The organism is Colwellia hornerae, from assembly GCF_007954355.1.
GTDB classification, from domain to species: domain Bacteria; phylum Pseudomonadota; class Gammaproteobacteria; order Enterobacterales; family Alteromonadaceae; genus Colwellia_A; species Colwellia_A hornerae.
This window is the reverse complement of sequence record NZ_VOLR01000003.1, coordinates 219,767-244,980: the sequence shown is the minus strand read 5'-3', so window position 1 is coordinate 244,980 and position 25,214 is coordinate 219,767. Positions and strand designations below refer to the sequence as shown.

At 38.9% G+C, this 25,214-nt stretch carries 18 protein-coding genes; 13 read left to right on the top strand and 5 right to left on the bottom strand.

Annotated features, from left to right (window positions below; all coding sequences use genetic code 11):
- Positions 1-3 precede the first annotated feature (3 nt).
- From ESZ26_RS03295 to ESZ26_RS03285, 3 genes are all read right to left on the bottom strand, one after another.
- On the bottom strand, positions 4-1,977 hold the full coding sequence (locus ESZ26_RS03295; protein WP_146797678.1) for an alkyl/aryl-sulfatase: 1,974 nt from the start codon (positions 1,975-1,977) through the stop codon (positions 4-6).
- 107 nt (positions 1,978-2,084) lie between these two features.
- Positions 2,085-3,446: a DUF1329 domain-containing protein gene (locus ESZ26_RS03290; RefSeq protein ID WP_146797681.1), complete on the bottom strand. Its 1,362-nt coding sequence runs from the start codon at positions 3,444-3,446 to the stop codon at positions 2,085-2,087.
- A gap of 29 nt (positions 3,447-3,475) precedes the next feature.
- Entirely contained in the window at positions 3,476-5,317 is a 1,842-nt protein-coding gene (locus tag ESZ26_RS03285; RefSeq protein WP_146797684.1) for a DUF1302 domain-containing protein, read from the bottom strand.
- Between the two features lie 160 nt (positions 5,318-5,477).
- Here ESZ26_RS03285 and ESZ26_RS03280 point away from each other — a divergent pair, with 160 nt between their 5' ends.
- From ESZ26_RS03280 to ESZ26_RS03220, 13 genes are all read left to right on the top strand, one after another.
- Positions 5,478-6,503 (top strand): AraC family transcriptional regulator, encoded by a 1,026-nt coding sequence (locus ESZ26_RS03280; protein ID WP_146797687.1) that lies wholly within the window; start codon positions 5,478-5,480, stop codon positions 6,501-6,503.
- Positions 6,504-6,654: 151 nt separating this feature from the next.
- Positions 6,655-7,842 carry a WD40/YVTN/BNR-like repeat-containing protein gene (locus tag ESZ26_RS03275; protein WP_146797689.1) on the top strand — a complete coding sequence of 396 codons (1,188 nt, stop codon included), beginning with the start codon at positions 6,655-6,657 and terminating at the stop codon, positions 7,840-7,842.
- A 10-nt stretch (positions 7,843-7,852) separates the two neighbouring features.
- The gene (locus ESZ26_RS03270; protein ID WP_146797692.1) at positions 7,853-10,201 is read left to right on the top strand and encodes an efflux RND transporter permease subunit; all 2,349 of its coding nucleotides are present in this window, start codon (positions 7,853-7,855) and stop codon (positions 10,199-10,201) included.
- Positions 10,201-11,616 (top strand): coniferyl aldehyde dehydrogenase, encoded by a 1,416-nt coding sequence (locus tag ESZ26_RS03265; RefSeq protein ID WP_146797695.1) that lies wholly within the window; start codon positions 10,201-10,203, stop codon positions 11,614-11,616. The genes ESZ26_RS03270 and ESZ26_RS03265 overlap by 1 nt, the downstream gene beginning before the upstream one ends.
- Before the next feature lie 92 nt (positions 11,617-11,708).
- Positions 11,709-13,343, top strand: coding sequence for an AMP-binding protein (locus ESZ26_RS03260; protein ID WP_146797698.1), 1,635 nt, complete (start codon positions 11,709-11,711; stop codon positions 13,341-13,343).
- 642 nt (positions 13,344-13,985) lie between these two features.
- Positions 13,986-14,678 carry a hypothetical protein gene (locus ESZ26_RS03255; RefSeq protein WP_146797701.1) on the top strand — a complete coding sequence of 231 codons (693 nt, stop codon included), beginning with the start codon at positions 13,986-13,988 and terminating at the stop codon, positions 14,676-14,678.
- Entirely contained in the window at positions 14,665-15,624 is a 960-nt protein-coding gene (locus ESZ26_RS03250; protein ID WP_146797704.1) for an LPP20 family lipoprotein, read from the top strand. The genes ESZ26_RS03255 and ESZ26_RS03250 overlap by 14 nt, the downstream gene beginning before the upstream one ends.
- Before the next feature lies 1 nt (position 15,625).
- Positions 15,626-16,756: a hypothetical protein gene (locus ESZ26_RS03245; RefSeq protein WP_146797707.1), complete on the top strand. Its 1,131-nt coding sequence runs from the start codon at positions 15,626-15,628 to the stop codon at positions 16,754-16,756.
- Positions 16,753-18,120 carry a hypothetical protein gene (locus tag ESZ26_RS03240; RefSeq protein WP_146797709.1) on the top strand — a complete coding sequence of 456 codons (1,368 nt, stop codon included), beginning with the start codon at positions 16,753-16,755 and terminating at the stop codon, positions 18,118-18,120. Before ESZ26_RS03245 ends, ESZ26_RS03240 begins: the two co-directional genes overlap by 4 nt.
- Positions 18,121-18,129: 9 nt before the next feature.
- The gene (locus ESZ26_RS03235) at positions 18,130-19,410 is read left to right on the top strand and encodes a hypothetical protein (RefSeq protein WP_146797712.1); all 1,281 of its coding nucleotides are present in this window, start codon (positions 18,130-18,132) and stop codon (positions 19,408-19,410) included.
- Positions 19,410-20,123: a hypothetical protein gene (locus ESZ26_RS03230; RefSeq protein WP_146797715.1), complete on the top strand. Its 714-nt coding sequence runs from the start codon at positions 19,410-19,412 to the stop codon at positions 20,121-20,123. The genes ESZ26_RS03235 and ESZ26_RS03230 overlap by 1 nt, the downstream gene beginning before the upstream one ends.
- Entirely contained in the window at positions 20,086-21,234 is a 1,149-nt protein-coding gene (locus ESZ26_RS03225) for a transglycosylase SLT domain-containing protein (protein WP_146797717.1), read from the top strand. Before ESZ26_RS03230 ends, ESZ26_RS03225 begins: the two co-directional genes overlap by 38 nt.
- On the top strand, positions 21,231-21,812 hold the full coding sequence (locus ESZ26_RS03220) for a hypothetical protein (protein WP_146797720.1): 582 nt from the start codon (positions 21,231-21,233) through the stop codon (positions 21,810-21,812). Before ESZ26_RS03225 ends, ESZ26_RS03220 begins: the two co-directional genes overlap by 4 nt.
- 153 nt (positions 21,813-21,965) lie before the next feature.
- On the opposite strand, the gene ESZ26_RS03215 is transcribed toward ESZ26_RS03220, so the two are convergent.
- Entirely contained in the window at positions 21,966-22,556 is a 591-nt protein-coding gene (locus tag ESZ26_RS03215; protein ID WP_146797722.1) for a PEP-CTERM sorting domain-containing protein, read from the bottom strand.
- Positions 22,557-22,736: 180 nt separating this feature from the next.
- Entirely contained in the window at positions 22,737-25,211 is a 2,475-nt protein-coding gene (locus ESZ26_RS03210; RefSeq protein WP_146797724.1) for a S8 family serine peptidase, read from the bottom strand.
- Positions 25,212-25,214: the final 3 nt, after the last annotated feature.

Below are 25,214 nucleotides of genomic sequence, written 5' to 3'. Positions count from 1 at the left end.
TTATTACGGAGTAACAATATTGAACCAAAAAGGAAAGTCATCCATCATCATCAACAATTGACCAAATACTTTGCCATTTCCATCGAGCTGCATCTTGCCTGATTTAACCAGTTGCCCAAATGATTGTTGCTTTAACAACAAAAGATTTAAGTCTTTGCGATTGATAGTAACGGTTAAGTCGGCTTGTACCGCTTGAATATTTTCAATGTTATTCAAATGAGCATTGCTCAACTCAACTAAGAATTTTTCATTACGGTCGGGGAAGACAAAATTAATTTTAAAGTGGTGCTCCAATGCTTTATCGGTGTTTAAACGCACCCCCAGAAAATCAAAAATTAATTCACTGCTCATCGATTTGATCATATCAGGGCCAGCTTTTGTAGCTTTGGCTGTTTTAGGTATGCCGTGGCGCAGTTCAAAGGCAGCAGCCAAATAACTATTACGCCAACCGGCATTCTCAGCTTGATAACCCAATTGCTCTAACGTGTCAGCTTGAAGATGTTTTGCTTGTTCATTTTCTGGCTGAGCAAAAATCAAATGATTAAGCAATTCAGCCACCCAGCGATATTCACCATTATTAAAGGCTTTATTCGCTTGAGATAATACCGGTTGTGCGCCGCCCATTAATTCAATATATTTGACGGAAGACTCTCCCGGACTCAATTTATTAAGGTTGGCGGGATTTGCATCATAAAAGCCTAAGTATTTATTAATAATACCTCTGACATTATGAGAGTAAGAACCATGGTAACCACGGTTATACCATTGATGCGCTAAGACATCCGGAACCGCTAGTTGGTTATGTATCTCATTAATGGTGACACCCTTATTAGCAAGATTTAAGGTTTTATCATGTAAGTATCCATACATATCACGCTGTTTTTCTAAGACTTCAATAATGTATTCTTTGCCCCACCTTGGCCAAGAATGCGAAGCAAACATCACTTCACTGTCATAAGCAAAACGGTATATCACTTTATTGATAAACTTACTCCACGCTTGTGAATCACGTACTTCAGCACCACGTAAGGTATAAATATTATGTAATGTGCCGGTGACATTTTCAGCCAACCAAAGGGTTTTAAACTGTGGAAAATAGGTATTCATTTCTGCCGGTGACTCTGTGCCTGGCGTGTTTTGCATGACCATTTCAATACCATCAATAATCAGGGTCTCTTCATCGGCCAATATTTCTCTACTCGGTGCAATTAAATCGATATAACCTGTCGATAGCCCTTTACCAATCGCGGCGTCGACTTGGCCTTTAGCCCCTTTAGCAAGGGCATTACCATATTGATAAGTAGCACGGCGGGTCATCGCATTACCCGCTAATATATTCTCTTTAATGGCATGTTCCATAAAGCCTCGGGGGGCGATAATTTGCACTTGCCCGGAATCAACTTGCGCTTGACTGACAACGCCTTTAATACCACCAAAGTGATCGGCATGGGCGTGACTATAAATAACCGCCTTTACCGGGAATTGGCCCAGCTCTGCCGTTACTAATTTAAAGGCCGCTTTAGAGGTCGCCGCAGTAAGTAAGGGATCAAAAATAATCCAACCGCTGTCACCTTTAATAAAGGTAATGTTGGCAAGGTCATAACCTCTAACTTGATAAATACGTTCGGTAACTTTATATAAGCCATAAGCCATATTTAGCTTAGCTTGACGTAATAAACTGGGATTAACGGTATTGATATTATTGTTATCAAGTAAAAATTGATAATTACCTAGCTCCCAAACAACATTGCCCTGTTCATCTTTGATGAGTAATTTTTCTGGTCGTTTGATTAAGCCTTTTTCAGCTAAAGAGAAATCGAGTTTATCGCTAAAAGGTAGGTTTTCTAATAATTTATTTTGGTGAGCAAGAGTATATTTACTGGCGGGTTTTAACGCAGTATCGGCATAAGTAGAACCTATCGAAATGAACAGCAAGCAATATAAAAATCCAAAAAATGATAGACGTCGCTTTAACATGCGTTTTCTTCCTTAACATTTAACTAAAAAGCTGATTAATATTTACTAACATTGATGAAAAACAATGCATTAAAACATATTAACCAGCTAGCTTTACTTTAGATGAATTAACGACCTAAGCGTCTTAATGCTGAAGTAGAAAAATCTTTTCTTTTAACTTTTTCTCCCCAGACCATAAAGGTTGGCTCTTCATTACTTAAACCGGTAACTAAGTATCGTCCAGAGTTTAAGTCATGTAAGGTTTCAGCAACCATCCACGGTGTATCAACATCATAAAATTGAATGTTATGTGCTTCCGATAATTTCCATAACTCGCCGCGGCCATCATATTGATCAATAACAGATGCGCCCCAAGTATCTTCATCAATAAAGAAGGTACGTTTTGCATAAATATGTCTAGCACCTTCTTTTAATGTCGCCTCTACTTGCCAAACACGGTGTAGCTCATATCTTAAGTGCGCGGCATTCAGGTGACCTTTTTCTATGATGTCTTCATATTTGGCGTTTGTATCAAGTAAGTTATAAGAGTTGTATGGAATATAAAGCTCTTTTTTACCGATTAATTTCCAGTTATAACGATCTGGTGCACCATTGTACATATCGTAGTTATCGGTCGCTCTTAAGCCGTCCGTTCCAGCACCTGGTCCGTCATAGGCCACATTAGGTGCACGACGCACACGACGTTGACCTGCGTTGTAAACCCAAGCTTTACGGGCTTCTTTAACTTGATCGATTGTTTCATGAACCAATAATGCTGTGCCCGTTAAGCGCGATGGTGCGGTAATTTGTTGTAAATAATAAAACAAAATATTGGCATCTTTATTATCATCACGACCACCTTGTAAAAATTCTGGCCACACTAATTGATCATTCATTTTAACCGGTACAAATGAACCATTGGCTTGCACTGGAATAGTCGTTAAAAAGCGTTTAGCCGTGCCGCCTCGATAACGGGTTATATGGTTCCAAATAACCTCGGAACCATTTTCAGCAAGCGGAAAAGGGATGGTTGTTTTAAAATTAGCAATACCATTGCCTGACTGCACTAATTCAGCTGTAGTGGCATTTTTCTTAACAATGTCATAAAGCTCATTTGAGTAGGCTGCGGTTCTTCTCGTTTTATAAATAGGCATTTTATAGTCTGCATATTTTTCAAACATATTGATTTGACCCGCGCTTAAATTAGCTTGGTAATCGCTAAAGTTCGCGCTAGTAATTTCAAACAAAACTTTATCTTCAGTAAAAGGGTTAGCCGGACGGCCTGAATCTGCACTTTTTGTGGTATTTTTACTGTTTAACCCTCCGGTCCATGCGGGAATCGTTCCGGCAGCATTTGCCGCCATTTCAGCACCTAAAGGTGTTAAAGTTTTACCTAATTGCTCTGCTTTTTCTGAAGTTACTTTTGCAAATACAGCGCTGGTGGCTAGTGATAACATCAGTAAACTTGCTGTTGTAATATATTTTTTCATCATAATTCTCTTAATGTTTTGTAATATAATTAATATGAAATGCCAAATGACAGCGAGACGAGATCTTTATCTTCTAAATTACTGTGACTACCACCTGAATAGTTGTTGTAACCTAACGTCATGGTATATTTTTGTTGATAGGAAGCTTCTAAAGAAAAGCCTAAGTTTTTACGACCTTCATGGAATTGCTGGCCCGGGTCTGGCGAATAACCACTGACATCATGCGCCCAAAAAACGCTAGGTTTTAATGATATACCGGCATAAACATCGCTATAATTAAATATCGCTTTCATTCGATAGCCCCATGCATTGTCACTCACAAAACCATCAGCTCGACAATCACCTGACAAGGCACCGGCAGCCACTAAGTTAGTACAATTAAAACCACCACCGACATCAAAGTCACCTAAACCAAACACTGAATTACGGCCATAATGTTGGTCTGAATCTTCAACACCATCGGTTAAAATCACCCCGACTTCGGCTATAACGGTAATACGAGAAGCACCCAAGGTATTTTCAAAAAATTGAATAGCCGTCATTTGCAATTGAGTAACATCAAATTCATCCCAACCTTTTACTTGTTCGCCATAGCCAACAGCAGTAACCCTTGGGCTAAAGCGTAACACTGGTGATTCAGATAACGCGCCATTTAAGATCTCAGGACCACTAATTTGAATAGGCGTATCCGGCTTATAAGAAATTTCACCTGATAAGGCCACGCCGCCAACATTAGTGGCAAAGCTGAGCCCATAAAACTTTAAATCTTCAGGAAACTCAATATTGTAACCGGGATTGAGTGCGGCTAAAGCCCCCCCTGTTGGGTCTAATACTTTAGGAACAAAAACCGGTGTTGGGCTTCCCGTTGCTAAAGGCACACGGGTACGAATAGCATTAATAAGAGGGACACGTGAGTGAATGTTCATGTAGTAAAAGCCAAACTCGGTGTCATTTAACTCTTCTGCATAATAACGCGCCGCAACACCATATTGACCACCATCATCGGGCTCTACATCAGCTTGTCGTTCTGCAGCAAAACCAGCTGACAAACCCGCTTGATCTCCAAAGGGTCCAACAGAAACAAAGTCACAGCCACTTGCCGCAAAGTCTGCGCCAGAGAAATAAGTACCACAGCCATCAATTTGGGTTTTTTCCCATTCATATTGATAAAAGGCTTCGATACTTAATTTTTCGGTTAAACCTAAATTACCGTACAGCATACCAACCGGTAAAATACCTTCTTTTAAGGTTGCTCCTGGGCGACGTAATGCGGGAACATCAAAAGGATTAGATGAGTTCATTCCCCCTTGAATAAAGGTACTTTCACCCCAGCTTACCACTTGACGACCCAAACGAACGTCGAGTGGAGATTCGCCTAAATCAAATGAACCATAGATATAAGCATCAAGTAAGGTGATCCCCGAAAATTTAGTATTGTTTTCGAAGCCATCATCGCTAAGTGGAGTATTGGGCGTGTAGCCATTATTAGAATTACCATGAAGAACGTCGCCATCCTTAAGCGCATAATCATACCAATATTTAAAACGTACAAAAGCGCCAAAATCACCTTGGCTTAACTGTAGATCATGCACGCCTTTAATTATTTTTGAATACGCATCATGCTTAGCGTAATTTAAATTGCCATCATCTGTGGTTGATGTAAAACCAGTACCACCATTAGTTTTACCAATAAAACGAGGGTCGGCATCCCCTAACCGCCAACTTGCACCAATATCTAGTTGTGAGTTGATTTGCAGTAGGATGTCATTGTCTTCACCAAAGTTAAAGTCTGCGGCGTGCGAAGATGATGCACCCAGCGCCATAGCAACAACCAGAGCTATTGGTTTGATTTTACGGTTATTATTTAGCATATTATTCGCCTGTTATTATCGTTGTAATAGGTAATGTAATATTTCTTCCACGATCACATTACGCCAATCAATAGATTAATATTTCGCTAAATGTGCCAACCTATTGTCATTTCGTGCAAAACCCGTACAGTGGTACAACTTCAAGAGGTTAGGCAACGCAATGCAAGATTATTATTCAACATTAACCGGCTGGATGATCCCTATATCAAGGGCTATGGAGGCACATGGCATTGATGCCGTTCAGGCATTAGATGAATGTAATATTTCTTTAGACGCTGTAAGTGATCAAGAATCTCGTATTGCTGCAGAGAAATTCTCTTTACTCATTGAGTACTGTAATAAAAAACTAGCTCGTCATGATTTTTCTATTTTAGTTGCTAAGCAATTTCACCCAGGAATATTTCATGCTCTGGGTTATGCCATGATGTCTTCGAATACTTTACACGATGCATTAGAGCGTATAGCCCATTACAAAAGAGTTGTTTCAAACTCTTGTCAACTCATTAACCATGAGGTCAATGAACAATTGGTCTTTGAAATGAACATTTTTACTTATGAGTCAACCAACAGACCGGTTTTATCACAAGAAATCGTTGAGACTTTTTTAGCCACTATTGTTCGCTTTTCCCGGGAACTTGTTACATTAAAATTTGCGCCTGAAAAGGTCTGTTTTGCTTACCCTAAGCCGAGCTATGACTTATCTTATCTAGCAGTTTTCTTTAATTGTGAAATAGAATTTGATAGTCACCACACCGCCATTATATTTAATCTTAAACAAACAAAAGAAAAATTAATGTGCGGTAATCCCTTGATAACCCATAGCCATGAGAAAATGCTCGATGAGTTTATGGCAAGAGTCGATAAGAGTGATTTAACTCATGTTATCAAAAATAAAATTTTTGAATTATTACCCCTTGGTGCGCCATCACAAACTGAAATAGCCGAATATCTAGGGATGAGCTTACGTAATTTGCAGCGTAAGTTACATGACCAAGGCACAAGTTATAAAGAAATATTAGAGAGTACTCGCAAAAAATTAGCCATGAATTACATTGTTCAGAAACATTTAAGTCTCAGTGAAATTGGCTATTTGGTTGGTTTTTCAAGTGTTGGCAACTTTAATCGCGCTTTTAAACGATGGACAAATCAAACACCTGGTGATTACCGACACAAGAACAAAGCATAATAAAGGCGTATTTACTCTCCTTTATTCGCCTTTAAATCAATAACAAAACATCCCGTGTTGCAAAGATAATCATTTGGCACGTTTAACACCTCTCAAGTCAGCATTGTTCATTAATACTAATAAGCATAACTTTTTACTTATTAGGTTTTCTATGCGCACACCTTATATTGCCTTTCGCATAACAAGTGTAATGCTTGTTACTTTGCTTGGTTCATTACTGACTCTGGCTCAAGCAAAAAACTCCGCAGATTTATTAGCATTACCCGCCCAAAAAAGCGCTTTGGCAAGTCAAAGTGTATTAATGGCGATGACGCCAAACAATGGCAGTGTGCTGGTGGTTGGTGAACGTGGCCATATTATCAATTGGCAAAGTAGCAGCAGTTGGCAACAGCAACAGTCTCCTGTCAGTGTTGCTATCACTGGGGTAACAATATTATCTGACGGCAGTAAAATAGCCGTGGGCCATGATGGTGTTATTCTCAAAGCCAAGAGCGACAGCACGAATTGGCAGAAAGTATTTACCGGTGTTGAATTAACCAAACTCAAAATAGAACAAGTAAAACAACAATATCAAGACTTACAACAGTTGATAAAGCAAACGCAAGATGAAGATGAACTTGAGGAATTAACTTACCAACTAGAAGATTTAGCCTTTGCGATTGAAGATAACCAGTTAGAATTAACATCCGGGCCAAATAAACCCCTGCTTTCTGTTACTCAAACCTCAAACGATATCTTATTTGCCTGTGGCGCCTACGGTACTCTCCTCACGAGTACAGACAAAGGAGAAACGTGGCAGTTAATCAATAATCAACTTGATAATCCTGACAATTATCACCTTAATGCGGTAATAGCGACAGTAGATAATGAACTCTATATTGTTGGTGAAAATGGCCTCGGCTTTAAATCTAATGATTTGGGACAAACTTGGTCAGTAATGACACTCCCCTATTCTGGTAGCTTATTTGGCATTATCGCTAACACCCGTAATCTTGATAAAAGAGCAGCTAACGGTAGTCATTTCATTGATAGCCAAACACAACTTGTCGCGTTTGGCTTGCAAGGAAACTTGATGATATCCCTTGATGGTGGCGCACATTGGCAGCATGAAAAATTACCTAATGGTATCAGCTTACTTGGCGGTAACTTCTCTAAACAGGGCAGCGCTTACTTAGTGGGACATGGCGGTTTAATTGTTAGTTTTTTGCCGGAAAACCTAGCGTTATTAAACATTAAAAAGCACCCTTCAGGCGCGGCATTCTCTAGTATTTTAGTTAAAGAAAACTCATTAATTCTTGCTGGTCAATTCGGCATTACCCAATGGCCAATTAAGGAATAGGGAACAACTTATGTCTACTGATAAATCGACACATACACCGAGCAAGTTAGCACAAAAAATAGAGCACTTTGTTTTTAGTCATCGCGCACTCTTGATGACGATAATCGTTATTTGTATCACCTTGTTAACCCTGCAAGCAATTAAAGTTAAACCTGAAGCTAGCTTCACTAAAATGATCCCTGGCTCGCACACTTATGTTAATAATTTTTTAACCTACAAAAAAGAACTCGCTGATTTAGGTAATGTCATTCGAATTGTGGTTGAAAACAAAAAAGGAGATATTTTCAACGCTGACTTTCAACAAACCTTAAAGCAAGTAACCGATGAAGTTTTCTATATCCCGGGGATCAGCCGAGATGGTTTAAAGTCATTATGGACACCCAATGTTCGCTGGCAAGAAGTCACTGAAGAAGGCTTTGTCGGCGGTGCGGTAATTCCTGATGGCTATAATGGCTCAACAAAAATGATTGACCGCGTTAAAGCTAACGTTTTTAAGTCGGGACAAATTGGTGTACTGGTCGCTAATAACTTTCAATCCGCTATTATTTTAGCACCATTACAAGACATTAATCCTGAAACAGGCTTACCACTGGACTACCGAGAGTTATCAAGCGTTTTAGAAGAGAAAATAAGAGACAAATACAGTAGTGACGATGTCACGATACGCATTGTTGGCTTTGCAAAAGTTGTTGGTGATTTAATCGATGGCGCCTTACAAGTTGTTGCTTTTTTTGTCTTGGCCGTTGTTATTACTTTTGTACTACTTTGGCTTTATTCGCGTTGTTTACGTAGCACAATATCTGTGCTGGTATTTTCAATATTTGCCGTGTTTTGTCAATTAGGTATTTTAAATTTACTGGGCTTTGGCATTAATCCTTATTCTATGTTGGTGCCTTTTTTAGTGTTTGCTATTGGTGTCAGTCATGGCGTACAGATTATTAATTCTATTATTCACCATAGCGTAACCGGCGCAGGCAAAATTGACGCTGCCAAGCTTGCTTTTCGCTCACTCTATATTGCTGGCATTACCGCTTTAGTCAGTGATGCTATCGGTTTTACCACCTTAATGGTCATTGACATAGAGGTGATACGAGAGTTAGCCATCGCTGCCAGTATTGGTGTTGCAATCATTATTGTTACTAATTTAATCGCCTTGCCGATATTAATGAGTTATATCGGCGTTTCTCCAGCGGGCCTAAAATATGCACAAAAGTCAGCTCACAAAACCGGTATAGTTGAAAGTTTATTTAAAAACTTTGCTAAGCCTCCATTAGCAAAAGTAGCTTTAGCGGTTGGGCTAGGCTGTTTAATACTTGGTTTGTATTTTTCACAATCAATGAAAATTGGTGATTTAGATGCCGGCGCTCCAGAGTTAAGACCTGATTCTCGCTATAACCTTGATAATGCTTATATTGTTGATAATTACAGCACCAGCACAGACTTATTTGTCATTATGGTCAAAACAGAGATCGAGCAGTGTGCTCAATATCAAACCTTGGTTTGGGTCGATCAATTCCAATGGCAATTACGCAATGTCGCGGGTGTTCAAGCGGTTAAGTCCGTCGCCGATGTTTCAAAATTTGGACTGTTTGGCATGAATGAAGGTTCTTTAAAATGGTATGGCTTAAACCGTAATCAATTAATGACCAATGCTTCATTGTCTAAAACACCACAAGGATTGATGAATAAAGACTGCTCTATGGTGCCAGTGCTGGTTTTTCTCAAAGACCATAAAGCACAAACTCTTGATAATGTTGTTAAAGCAGTAGAAAAGTTTAATCAAGAAAATCAAATTGATGGTATAGAATTTTTAATGGCTGCAGGCAATGCTGGCATAGAATCAGCGACCAATATGGTTATCGAAGAAGCACAAACTGAAATGCTCGTTTGGGTCTATGCCATTGTTATTATTATCTGTTTAATTACTTTTAGAAGTGGTCGCATTGTAATTTGTATCATTACTCCACTGATATTAACTAGCATTATGAGCCAAGGTTTAATGGGCGTATTAGGCATTGGCGTAAAAGTAGCCACTTTACCCGTTATTGCTTTAGGTGTCGGTATCGGTGTTGATTACGGTATTTATATATTTAGTAAAGTTAAAGAAGCGCTCGGCCAAGGTAAGTCATTATACATGACCTATCGCTACGCCTTAAATCAAACCGGTAAAGCCGTTGCCTTTACAGGGATAACCTTAGCTATTGGTGTTGCTACTTGGGTATTTTCACCGATAAAATTTCAGGCAGATATGGGTATATTACTGACCTTTATGTTTATTTTTAACATGTTAGGCGCTCTAACGCTGATCCCCGCAATTGCATGGTTACTCAATATAGGCTCTCACAGGAGTAAGAAATAATGACAACAATAACAACACAACTAGCACTAGAAGATGCATTTTTACAGCAAAAGCAATATTTTGCTAACCACACTTACCCAAGCTATGACCAGCGTGTGAGTGACTTGAAAAAATTAAAAGCCTTGATGATAAATAATCAACAAGCCTTTATTGATGCTATGAGTGATGATTTTGGTCATCGCAGTACCGAAGATACAAAGATTGGCGATATTCTCACCACTGTCATGGGTATTAATTACAGTATTAAACACCTAAAGCAATGGATGAAACCTGAAAAAAAGCATATTGGTATATTATTTCAACCGGCAAAGGGTGAAGTGGTTTATCAACCTAAAGGTGTTATTGGTATTATAGCGCCATGGAATTATCCAGTTTTTCTAGCCTTTGGCCCCTTAACGGCTGCCTTAGCTGCCGGTGATACCGCAATGATAAAAATGAGTGAGTACACCCCAAAAACGAATCACTTATTAGCAAAGCTGATCACCGAAACCTTTCCTGTTGAACAAGTCGCCATTGTTTGCGGCGAAGCTGCCATGGCTGCGTCATTTTCAAAGTTAGTTTTTGATCATTTATTTTTCACCGGCTCTACCGGCGTTGGTAAATTAGTGATGAAAGCCGCTGCTGAAAATTTAGTCCCAGTCACCTTAGAGTTAGGTGGTAAATCACCGACGATTATTGATGACGATATAGATATAAAAACCGCTGTCAGTCGATTGATTCTTGGAAAAACCCTCAATTCTGGACAAACCTGTGTCGCCCCTGATTATGTATTCTGCCCAGAAAATAAAGTAGCTGAATTGACCCAGGCTTTTCAAATGTACTATCAAAGTATGTACCCTAAAGTTCAAGGTAATGAAGACTGCACCGCTATAATTAACCCGGCCCAAAAGGCCCGCATTGATGGTTTACTCGCTAATGCTAGTGAGCAAGGCGCTACTGTTACGTCCTTACAACCAGAAAGTGATCAGACTCAATCAAGAAAAATGCCGTTAACCTTATTGACTAATGTCAGCGACGATATGACCGTAATGCAGCAAGAAATTTTCGGCCCGCTACTACCAATAATAGGTTATAAAGACGTAAGCGAAGCGATAGACTATATTAACAGTAAGCCTCGTCCACTTGCCTTATATATTTGTAGTTTTAACAAGTCATTTCAGCAACAAATTTTATTAAATACCCATGCAGGTGGCGTTTGCATTAATGATGCAGCATTCCATGTTGCTATTGATGATCTACCTTTTGGAGGCATAGGTGCATCGGGTATGGGGCAATACCATGGTAGTGAAGGTTTTAAAACTTTTTCTCATGGGAAGTCAGTATTATCGCGAGGAAAAATAAGCTTAGGATCGTTATTATTTCCACCTTTTGGTAAGAGAATTCATAAGATTTTATTTGCGTTATTTATACGCTAATTAATTAAAATTAATTTTACAATGTTAATCGCTTTACTTGTGTTAACTATTACTTTTTAAACTCAAAACAACGCGTTACTTAAGGAAATCACATGACTAAACCTTGGCTGATAAATTATCCAAAAAACGTCGCTCAGCAAGTTGATTTAAATCGCTATAGCTCTTTATTAGCGTTATTTCACCAGACCACCGCTAAATATAAGCGACAAACCGCTTTTAGTAATTTTGATGCTGAACTCACTTTTGAGCAAGTCGATAAACTGTCTCGCGACTTTGCTGCTTTTTTACAAAGTAAATTAAACATAGCTAAAGGCGAACGTGTCGCGCTGATGTGCCCAAATACTTTAGCTTTTCCAATTGCAATGTGGGGCATTATTCGTGTTGGCGGGGTGCAGGTAAATGTTAATCCTATGTACACCGCACGAGAACTTAAGCACCAACTTAATGATGCACAAGTCGACACTATTATTATATTTTCACCCTCAACAAAAATGCTCGCTGATATTATTGATACTACCGACATTAAAAATGTAATTACGGTTAACTTAGACGATCTCGTTAATAAAGGCTTACCTTGTCAACCGGTTGATCCGCGTTTAACGCCAACAGTTCGCTTTACTGATGCCTTAACTCAAGGAGAAAACCTCGCCTTGGCTGAACCGACACTCTGCCAAGCTGATTTATTATTCTTACAGTATACCGGCGGAACTACTGGCTTATCTAAAGGCGCTATGCTTAGCCATGGCAATTTAATTGCTAATATTTTACAATTCGAAGAGTTTGCTAAAAATCATATTCATTACGGTAACGACGTTGTTATTACCGCCATCCCGATGTACCACATCTTTGCGTTGATGGCGAATACACTCAGCTACTTTTACTTTGGCGCCAAAAACGTTTTAGTGACTAATCCTCGAGATATGGTCAGTTTTGTAGACATATGGAAAAACACCGACGCAACCATGTTTACCGGAGTAAATACCTTATTTAATGGTTTATTACATACACCGGGCTTTGATCAAGTTGATTTTTCAGCATTAAAACTTTCTTTGGGCGGTGGCGCAGCAGTGCAACAAGCCGTTGCCGATAAATGGCAGCAAGTTACCGGCGCTAGGTTGCATGAAGGCTATGGTTTATCTGAGACTTCACCTGTTTTATCATTAAACTTTGGCACTACTATTGATAACGAAACCGTCTATATACCAGGGATTGGCGTGCCGTTACCTAATACAGATATTTCTATTCGAGACGATGATGGCAATATAGTATCGCAAGGCGAATCGGGTGAACTATGTGCTAAGGGTCCACAAGTTATGCAAGGTTATTGGAACAATGCGCAAGCAAGCGATGAATGTATGACCCAAGATGGTTATTTTAAAACGGGCGATGTCGGTATACTTGACGACAAAGGTTTCTTTCATATTGTTGACCGTAAAAAAGATATGATTAATGTCTCTGGTTTTAATGTTTATCCTAATGAAATTGAAGCTGAAGTGGCTAAAATGGCTGGCATAGTAGAATCAGCTTGTATTGGCGTAGACGATGATAAAACTGGCGAAGCGGTTAAGCTTTTTGTTGTAAAAGAAGATGAAAAAATCACCGAACAAGATGTTATTAATTTCTGTCGCCAAGGACTAACGGCCTATAAAACCCCTAAACATGTCATTTTTATCAATGAAATTCCTAAATCAAGTGTCGGCAAGTTATTACGCAGAGAGTTAAGATAAGATTGAGCATAGAATACCGTTTTATGTTCAGCACAAATTTATCACAACCACTGTAATAAATGATTTTTGAGTTAAATCTAGTTTGGGTATTAACAAAAATAAATGCTTAATACCCAATTTTTACAAAAAACGGCTAATGATGTGAATAGACTATGTTGAACATATTGCGAAAATTATAAGTAGTCAAATTAAGGACTTTTTTACACAACAAGTATGCAAAGTCATTAATTTATAGTTAAAGAAAGTCAACTCTCGGCGAGCAAAATTACAACTAGATTTCCCCCGATAAATTCAGCTTGGTTAGTCTGCTAAAAATGCTCGAATCAGCCTGCTATCTATTTAATCTATTGGCTTTAAAGCCAGCTTAATAGACGTATTAACTCACAGCCCCATCGAAATTTTAAAGTGAATCCTTCCCCCAAAAACGAGCCTAAATAAAAGCGATACTTAGAGAAAATATTTTTTAAAATAATAATACTCATTGACCTGTGAAATAAATCATGTCGAATTTCGCCCAGATAATCCATTGATTAAAATAAATAATTATGTATTATGTGTTTTGAAAGAAGCAAGGAATGCTCAAAGACTAGTTATGTTGATGGCCCCCCCTTGTCATAATTTGTTAATTAAATGGAGTTTCAAATGTTAAGAAAAAGTCTTACTGCGGCTGTAATAGCCCTGTCTCTTATTGCTGGTTGTAGCAGCTTATCTAATGAACAAAAAGCCAACGTAGATCGCGATGTCGAAGTCGAGCGTATTATTGCTGAGATTGATACTGTTGGTTATGAAGTTGTCCAAGTGTCTCCTGGTATTGATGAGTTTTTAAATGGCTTATCAGCTTTCGTAAAACAGCAAAGAAATGTTTCAGTGCAATATCGTGAAGTTGTCAAACAACATCGCGATGTCACCAGTTTTCTAGCTGCAAATGAAGGTAAAACTGATGAGGAGCTATTAGCTGAAGCTAAAATATTTGATCTTGGCACTAAAACTGATGAAGACAAAATCGGCAATAAATTAGCCGCCTACACTTCGGCTACTGAAACGATTTCAGAAGAAAATTCTCAATTGACTATTGAACTCGTTAAGCAAAGTGTTCAATTGGGTTATTTAGTTACCCAATACGGTACTCAAATAGCACAAGCTGCTGCTATCAATGCCACTATGGGTTATTTTAAAGATGATGATGATGACGAAGAGCTAACTGTTGCCACTGCAGTTATTCGGGCTAAAGATCAAATTTCATTGCTTAATGAAATTAATGGTTTGATTCAAGCCGATCAAGAAGTTGCTGATAGCCTTAATAAACTACAAGAGCAGTTGGATGCGCGCGGTTAATTTATTACTGCTACTAGTAATATTCTCAATTTCGGCTAAGGCAGCAGTCTGGCCGAGTTGGGTCTATCAATCTAACTGTAGTGAAGAATATTTTTGCGGTGTAGGTATTGCTGAAAATGAAGTAATGGCAAAAAAGTTTGCTTTTGACGATTTAAGCCAGCAACTCCAAGCAAATGTTAGTTCACAATCGATTGTTTCTATTCAAAAGAAAGACAATAGAAATAGCTACACATTGTCGCAGCAAATTAAATTGACCACCGAGTCTATTCCATTAAATTTAGTTTCGATAGCTGAAAAAACATTTAAAAATAATCAAACAGCATTGTTAATTAAACTATCTAAGCAGCAGTTTTATAATAACTTAGCTTCTCGGGTTAGCACGTTTTTTGACAATATCACTACATCTTCTCAATTGCACCTACAACCTTTATGGCAACAGCGGGTGTGGGCTGTAAGACAATTAGCTCAACAATCAAGCGTTGAAAACAACCTTATTTTACTCAGTTCAATAAATGAAGAAAAAACCCTCTCGTCTGGTATCTGGCAGAAGTTTAAACAATGGCAGCAATTAATTTCAGCATTAAAAAATAAAGCGATCATTGAAGTACAAGCCCCTATCGAACTTGGCGTTATAAATACGAGTATCAACTTAAGTTTAACGGGTGGCGCGGGTACAGTTTATTGGTTACAACCCTCGATTAAAAGCAAGTCAGCAAGAGACGGTAATGAGTACGTCGTTGAGGTTGTGCTTTCTGTAGAGCTACTCGAAAGCGAACCTCCTTATCGTGTTTTATTTACCAATAGGCTTAAAAATCAACATCGTGCCTCTTCACCTAACATAGCAAAACAGCGAGCAATTGAAGCTATTGCACAATTAATTGAATCCTCAAAAGGTCAGGTTTTGTTCAGCAAAAGTGGCCAACAGAGTACAAAGGAATACCTATAACATGTTAAAAAAGATCCTAGTTAGTGCCATAGTCACAACATTAATTGTCGGCTGTCAAAGCACAGGACCAAGTAATCAAACCAACAAAGTAACAGTCAAAAATAAAGCATCAAATGCCAGTATTGCCAAAAGTGCTTATGATTTCGCTGATGATGATATTACCGTGCCTGCCTATTTTGATACTCAAGGATTGGAGCGATGCACTTTTGATATTCAAAAAGAAAGTGATGGCTGTCCATTAAAAAAACCCATTGTAAGAATTTATTTTGATAACAATGATGTTGCAGGGCAAGGGAAAGGTGTAGAGCATTTAAAGGAGGTTAACAATCTAAAGTTAGTACAAATGCTTGAAAATCAATTAGCTGGATTAAGTCGTTTTAGAATTATTACCCGTGACGACCAAGTAATAGGACAAGAGCAAGAAACATATTTAGCTGAGCAAGGCGCGTCGGCTTATGCAAAACGAGCGGCTAGTCAAAGAATTTTAGCACCTGATTTTGTCGTAAAAATTGATACGACTAAGACAGTTGACACTTTTTATGCTCAATCTTCAGGTGTTATGGATTATACCCTTGAAATGACTGCAGCGGTAATTGACCCCTTCACTAAAGAGAAAATGTCACATCCAAATATTGGTAAAATTCGGGTTAAATCAGCTGATGTTGTTAAAAGTAAAGATGAGTTAAATGTGGTTATTGTTAGTGGTCGCTATTATAGCGGTTTTAACTTTGCTGACCCCCAAGTAGTACAGGCAATGATGTCCGATATGGCAAGCCGTGGTTTTGATATTTTTTTAACCCGAATGTTAAGTGAAATGCCAGCAACAGCTCAAGTGTTAGGGATAAAAGGCGACCGACTTAGCTTAGACCGTGGCCAAAATGCAGGCGTGTTAGTTGATGAAACTATGATTGTGTTTCAATATGAAGCAGGTTTTGTTGAACCGATTGGTGTTGCAACTGTAACGCCATCAAAGCAAAGCGCTAGTGGTAAGATTGTTAAATGGAAAAATAGTAAATTAGCTGATTCAATTAAAAAACAAGCTGGGTCTGGTATTTTCAGACCAGGTAATGGTGTGAAAATTTTTGCTGTATCTGTTGGTACTCCAGCAAACTTTCTTGAGAATAGAACGTGAGAAAACTAATTCTATCATCTCTGTTACTTAGCTTTGCCAGTTATGGTGACGTTATGGTTTTAGATAACGGTGATATTAGCACCTCTGCTTGTGCATATGGGCGAGGACAAGCCGCGATAACACAAGCTCAAAATTCTGCGGCAGCTGAACTTAGCCGATTTATTAAAGGCAATAAAACACTTGAGTTTGGTGATGACAGTGAAAGTTTTGAGTCAAGCCTTGCACAAGTGTATAGCAACTCACGCGACACCATACTCGAAGGTCTGAATAGTGGCAGAATGCAATTTACTATTGGCCAGCCATATTTACAAGGTAGTGATACCTGCTTAGTAGTAGCTGTTAACGTAAAAAAATCGCTGAGTAGTTCAAATACTCCCGACTCATTAGAGTGGCAAGATGATAGTTCAACTGTCACGGTAACCGTTATTGGTGAAGGTTGGTCTAAGGCAGGCGACTCTGCTCGACAACGTGCTGAACAAGATGCGCTGCGCAGAGCTATTTCTCGTGTAGTTGGCATCTACCTTAGCCAAAACTCAGTTCAATCATCTCAAACCATTATGCAAATTAGTAACAATGAGGAACATAATGCATTAAGAGATTTAATGAGTCAGCAAATGTCTAGCCGAAGCGCCGGTCTGGTTAAGTCATGGCAACCTTTAGCATCAAAGAAACTTTCAAAAGATGGCTTGCAAGTGACCTTACAGGTAGTCGTTGAAAAGTCACCATTGATCGCGCAATCAAATGATTTTCTTGATCAAATCGGTTCGCCAAGAGTTAAGGTAATTGCCGACGATAACTTTGAACCTATTTTAAAAACTTGGCTTTCAGAGCAAGGCATTGAAACAGGCTCTGGCGCTAGTTTACAGGTTATTGCTAAACATAAGTTACGAGGCCCTGCTAACAGTAAACGTTTGTCATTAACCATTGAGGTGCGCGATTTAGCAAATAATCTTTATGGTAAATGGGATAATGATCCAAGTTTGGTTGCTTTACCCGACTCAGAACATCTCTTAGATGATTTAACCCGAGTGACTTTTGAAATGCCTGAACAGTTGAAAACTCTGCAACAGGCAATGAGTAAAGCCTTCATCAACGTCGTAAGTCAAGGTGGTTTGGTTCGTGAAATAAAAATTCGTTCAAGCTATCTCTCTCAGCCAGAAAAATTACACGCGGTTATTTCCACCATAGGTGGGGTAAAGGATGTTGCGATTTTCACGAAAAATAAATACTTAGTTGCTAGTCTTCGTTACCCAGGAGACACCAGAGAATTAGCTTTAATACTGCAAAATTCTTTAGCGGCTATTAGCACACCATCATTTCCAAATGGACAGGTCATAGATGACCAAACAATATTATTTAATTAAAGGAATATTATGAAATTTACAATACTTACTTTGGCATTAGCTTTATCTCTACCCACTTTAGCTAGCGATGATTTTGATTTAACAGACCTTATTCCAGCAAAACCGGGACAAAGTATTCCAAATGCGGATACGGTAACGGTGAAAGGCGATGTAGTGGTTGGCACTGATGACGTCGCTGCGGTTGCCGTCGCGTATCAGGCATTGATCGAAGAGGAAGAAGATGGCATAAAAATGATTAAAGTCGGCTCTGGGATGGGCATTCTTTCAGTGGGAAGTGCAAGTTACCAAACTTTTAATAATAATAATGCCAGCTTACTTTCAAAACGTGGTGCTTATAACAAAGCCTTTTTAATTGCCAAAAAACAGTTTGTTGCCAATATGAAAGGCGTTTCTCTAGCTTGTTCTAATATGGTTTCAGTAAGTATGGACGTTATTGACAGTGGTAATGAAAGTATGGCGAACACTGCGGACGCTCAGCAAGAAGCTTGTGTTGAAAGTGTTTCTGGCTCTTTAGCTGGCTATGTTACTTTTGATGTAGACGATAATATTGAAGAGAATTTGGTACGTGTTAGCTTAATTTCTACGCCAAAAACGCGTGCTCAAATTAGACATCAAGCAGGAGCTGTTGCAGTAACTACAGCACCAAATGAAATTTTCAAGCATATTATCAGTGATCTAAAAAGTGGTATTTTACCGCCAGTAGGTGCCAAGGTTTTAACTAATCCTGAAACTAATGAAAATTATGTTATGGGTTTTGGCTCTGCCATTGTCAGAAGTAACAAAAATAAGTCAGTTGCCAGGAAGCTTAAAACGGTTGCAAAACGCCAATCTGAGACGCGTGCTCGTGCAGCGTTGCTAGGTACTTTAAAAGGAGAGCAAGTTTATTGGGATGGCAGCTTTGATGAAAAGCAAATAGATAAAAACACTCAATTTGATTACGACCCTGAAACGTTAGACCCATCACAAGTATCCGTCCTTGATGAAGAGCAATCAACATTTATTAACCAACTTAAAACAACAGATGATTATAAAACGCTAACAGCAGGAACACTTCCTCCTGGTGTTTCAACCAAAAGTTTTGTTTCTACTGACGGTAATTGGCAATACACTGTGGCAATTTACGCACCTAGCCTAGAAAAAACCGCTCGTGAGGCAAATAAAGAAATGAATGCAACGAGTAGAAACCGAGTTAAGTCAACTCACAAAATCAATGCTAATGGTGGCCTTAATGAAAAGGGTAAAAATACCAAAGCAGCGTCTGGCCAGGTAAGTAAATCAGGCGATTTATAATGCTCTTTGCAGCAATGCTGTCGGTATCAGTTGTGGCGACTTCCGCCGCAACTGTTCACCACACTCCCTCTTTTAAAGTGGTAAATCAAGCCGAGAGTGCTCAAGTATTTCCATTAAACACCGAGCTGCCTTTTCGGCTGTGGAAGAAAGCCTGTCATAGGGCTTTATCATATCCTCTGAGGGTTGAAAAACAGCAGCAATTAGCTAAACAATTAAACTTAACGTTACCCGATAAAATTAATTACGCCACGAGTCATTTAAGTAATTACCAAGAAAAAAGAATTGAGGGAGGCTTAAGCTGTAGTGGTCTGGTAACAGAAACTAAGCCTGACTTGAATAAGGCAATGTTAGCACTGATCAACGCTTGGTGGGCTCTAGAGCAAGGTGAGACTAAATTTTTAAAACCTTTATTACAGCTTTCAATGGCGAACTTGGCCACTAGAAATGACTCTATCATATTAATAGCGAGCCAAACCGGTGGTAAAAAAGGAAAAGAAATTTTCGAGCAACAAGCTAATGATATAAATTTATTGTTAAATGCAAGCAAAGCCGCACTTGCAAGCTTTTGGCTTGAGCAGGGCAATTATCAACCGGCAATCGATATGCTGGCAAATTGTGATAGTAAGACCTGCTATCAACTACAACGTAAAGTAAATATGCAAAAGGAATTAAAAGATGAACAAACAGCTGACGATTTGGCTAGCTATTTTTAGTTTACTACCGCAGTTATCTTTTGCCCGCGATAACGAAGCGTCATTAGAATTTAAGCGATACTTAGCAAAGCAAGAGCAAGATTTTTCTGATTATAAAAAAACAATAGACAAAGAATTCGCGCAATTTGTTGAAGTATGGAAATCAGCTGAAGATGAGTATCGAGAAAAAATTTCAAAAAAATGGCACAAGCCATTATTACCAGGAAAAAAACAATGGGTCGATTATTCTGATGACTTAAACCAACGTACCACGGTTAATTTTGATTCAGGTGCTATAACAGTCGAAGTTCGTCAATCTTTAACGTCGCAACAGATCACTGTATTAGCGAATAAAACCATCTCAAATCTCACTAATATATCACTATCTGATACATTAGCCCGAGATCCGATCGTGCAATCGGTTAATAAAAAATTAACTAAAGATAATAAGAAATTAGCTATCGCCAAAAAGTCTCCTCCCTTATTAGCTAAAAAATATATTGGTGAATTGGGCACAATTTCGAGTAAAAGTGATCAAGATATAACCACCATCACTATTCCATTAAAACCAAGCTTACTTAATGATAATGCTCAACGTTATTATCCATTAGCACAACAGCAGGCTATAAAATGGAAAATACCAGCCTCATTGATCCTTGCTATTATCCACACAGAGTCGAGTTTTAATCCTCTCGCTCGCTCACACGTCCCCGCTTTTGGCTTAATGCAAATTGTGCCTGGGAGTGCAGGTAAAGATGTTACTGAGTTTTTAAATGGAAAAACAACGCTACTGCGACCTGAATATTTATATAGCGCCGAACAAAATATTGAAGCTGGCAGTGTCTACCTTCATTTACTGATGTCTCGCTATTTTAAAGGGGTAAAAGACAATAAAAACAGACTCTACATGGCAATTGCTGGTTACAACACCGGGCCGGGTAATGTAGCAAAAGCACTTAGTAATACCACCTCGTTGAAAAGAGCAACTCAATCAGCTAATCAACAATCATCACAACAATTATATTTTAATTTAATTGATAATTTGCCACATCAAGAAACGGTTAACTATTTAAAAAAAGTACTTAAAAGAACTTCTTATTACAACAATTTACTTGCCAAGGAATCAATATGAAAAAAACATCAATAGTGGCCATTTGCTTATTAATAGGCGCTTGTAGTAGTACCAATGAGTCAACGTCTATTATGCTAGAATCAACAGATTCTGTGCCAGCTTGGGTCTTAAATCCTAATGTCGATAATGCCTTAGCTGCGGCATCTTGTGTGCCATGGTCGGGCAACTTATCAATTGATAAAGCTCAAAGCTTAGCGATGGGACGTGCGGAAATATCACAACAAATTAATCTCAAAGTCAGTGTTCTTGATAAAATGTATCAGCGCAAGCTAGAAACAGATGGTAAGCAAAATACTGGTGGCACATTTGAGCAAGTATCTAAGCAAATTTCACAGCAAACGCTTGTGAATACTAAAGCGGACAAAGTAGAGTTTGCAAAAATAGATGGTAAAAAACAATTGTGTACTTTAGTGACATTGTCTGAGGCTAAAAGTGATTTGTTATTTGAAAAACTAGTCAGTAAGTCAGGGAATAATATTGACCCCACCTCTAAAGCGGCTCTTTATGAGGAGTTTAGAGCAAAAAAGGCATCTGAGGAACTTGAGGTCGAGTTACAAAAATTAAACGCTCAAGGCTAATTTTGTAAAAAAAACAGCCTAATTAGCTAATAATTAGGCTGTTATTCTTAATGATGATGTAAGGTATTTAAACTCGTTAACATTATTCTCCCTCGACATCAGATACTTGAACATTAACTTTTTATCTAAATCAATTTCAAACAATCAATACGTTTATGACTTAAGGCGTCGTGCTGCTAATCCTATTATACCTAAAGCAAAAATAGCTAAACTGGTCGGCTCTGGCACTCTATTCATCACGACATTATCCATTATGCCGAAAAGACGACTGGTACTTAACATCGAGATGCTAATTTTATCAACCATGATCCCCTTTAAGTTCATTGCTTCTTCTGTTGATAATTGTTTATTCCATTTTGAGGTAGTCGTTTTGTAATTGTCCTCTGCTTGAAAGACATTACCTAGCCAACCTGTAACAATGACATAGTCACCCTGATTATAGAATGAGCCAATATCAAGCTGTTCAAACGTAAATAAGCCGTTAGTTGAGAAATACCAAGTTGATGGTACTAGTGAGCCGCCATCAGAAAAAGCGGTATTCCCAGTATTTAATCCTTGGTTTACAATCTTTGTATCGACCCCCATAGCACTTATATTAAAGCCGTTTTCACTACCTTGACTAAAATTACGTTCAGGGAAACTTTCAAAATCAATAGTAATTAACGATGCCGAGGCAACATTAACTAAACAACTACACGCGAAGATAAAGCTTGTGATGCTGGATATTATAAATTTAGTTTTCATCTGATATTCCTATTTAATCCCAAAAAATAATATTAATGAGTAATGCTAAAAAAGATAATTCATCAAGGTATTGTGCTACTAAAAAATGCCAATCTAATACTTGTATCTATTTTGATAATAGTCGGTAATTAAAGCCTATCTGATGCTAGCCGATAGGCTTTATTTACCTTAATACTCAGTCTATAGGTAGTTATTAAAAAAACGTGTCGCGGCTACCGCGTAATCAGCGCGGCTGACGTGTTGATTACCGTTAAAGCTCGCCGTTATAGTCGGGGCTAAATCATAAGTACCCTGTTCAACGTCAAAGCTTGCAGCTAGTATCCCTAAGTCTAAGGCTAATTGTACGTAACCTTTCATTTCATCTGGAATATCAGCTTGGTCTGCTATCGCTATACGTTGTTCGCCATAAATAGCGGTAATCTCACCGGTAAAGCTTGTTGCAACCGATTGTAAAGCCAGTGACTGTACAAAAGAATAAGCTAACTCGTTGCGATTAACTAAGCCTTGTGGATTAAAATGAGTACCATTCGTCAACATTACTGCCTGTTGATCTTGTGCACCATTTCGTAAAGCGGCACCCTTTTCACTAGCCGCGTTAATAGCAGCAGTGTAAGTAGTATTTCCTGTGACATCAGCAAATGAGCTTGTTGTTGCCAAATTTGATTGACGAATACCGGCACCTAAGCTTAAAAAATCAGCTAGGTCTTGACGGGTAAGGTTATTATCTGGTTCAAAACCTGCCGTATTGGCATCGACTAATTCTTCACTAACAGCGAATTCAATAAACGCTTTAGCCGGGTGGTTGGTTAAGTCATCAAGACCGACATAACCATCAGTTTTTATAATCTTAATCGTTACGTCAATATCACCCGGTACCGCATAACCATTAGTTAATCCGCTAGGGTCAAGTGCAACACCAGAAAGGCTACCAATACCCCCTGCTTTAAGTATCCAATCACCTGCTTCAGCTGGCGCTGTCACTGCAATGTTTTGACCTAAAACGGGTAAAGCGATACTTGAACCATAACGTTTGCCAGAAGGACTAGTCAAGGTAAGTGCTACTGTATTATCATCAATGTTTGCTCGAACCATTACCATAGAAGCTTCGGCACTGACGGGCACAATAACACCGTTATTATCGCCAACAGGACTAAACGGCACAGTCTCAGCATATTCTGCCTGTACTGAGGTTAACGCTTTAGCATTAAAATCTCGGTTGAGTTTCGTTGTTTTGCCAAAAGCTAAACGTTCATCAACGATTGATTGCACTGCCGCGTAGGCATTGACATAACCGGCGCCGGCTTCCCATGTTTCTCGACCAGGCATATTGGTTGCTGTATCTTGAAGAATTAACTTAACTTCACGCCATGTAAGGCTGGGGTCAGCTTCTAACATTAAGGCAACAACACCAGCAACATGTGGCGCTGACATTGATGTACCACTCATAGAAGTATAATAAGGCACGTGATTTGCTGCCATTACATCGCTATCATCGCCAACACTCAAGGCACTTAAGCTTGATAATGAAGCACGAGTTGAAATAATATCAACACCCGGCGCAGTAACAGTAGGACGGTCTTCCCACTGAAAGAGCTCATCATCAACCGTAACTTCGCCGCCTTTACCTTTAACACCACGTGAACTAAAGTCAGCTAACTTACCGTCTTTATCACCTGCTGCTACGGTAATAACCCAAGGTGCTTTTTTAAAGTTACCGGTGATTGTCGCTTCGCCGCTACCCGAATTACCGGCAGAGAAAACAACAATAATACCCGCATCTGATAACGATTTAGTCACTACGTTAGTTGGATGATCAGGGTTAAAGTCAGTACCTGTATCACTGGTACTTCCAAAAGAGTTTGAAATAACGCGAATGTTGTAATCATGTTTATGCGTCATAGCGTAATCAAAGCCACCGATCGTGTCTAAAATAAATAAACCCGCACCTGAGCCATAACCAATAATTTTTGCGCCAGGTGCAACACCTTGATATTTACCGCTCGACATCGCACCATTGCCGCCAATAATACCCGCTACATGAGAACCATGACCGCCAGCAATATCACTGTTCGCAGTATCTTCTTGGTAAGTTATCGGTAAAATATCTGATAACGAGTGTAGGTTAGTTTGTGCTAATACGTTTTGAACAACATGGTTAGGAAACTTAATGTCGCTGTGTGTGCCATCGACACCAGAGTCATTAACCACAACCCCGATACCACGTCCTGAATATGGCATACCGTTACTGCGTAAAGAACGGTCATCACGTAAACGGTCAACACCGGTAATTTGTGTTGCGCGTTCATTTTCGAATGATAAAGGCGCGTTGTAGTAAACAGAGCGTACTTCATTTGATTTATAAATAGCTTCTATTTGCGCCTTCGTTGCCGTTATGCCGACAATTGGAAACTGCTTAAAGCTTACGCCGCCAATAACACCCGTTGATTCAATAACATTTAGCTGTTGTGCATTAATAGCACCTTTACCTTCGAACGTAACGATGACATTAAAAACATCATGTACTTCAGCCGTGGCCATAAAACCTTTTAATTCAGGTCCAATAGATTTAGCGGCAATATTGAGTGACATGAAAGTTAAGCCAGCACCGATAAGGCCAGCGATTAATATTTTATTTTTTAATGGTGTTTTTAGCATGGG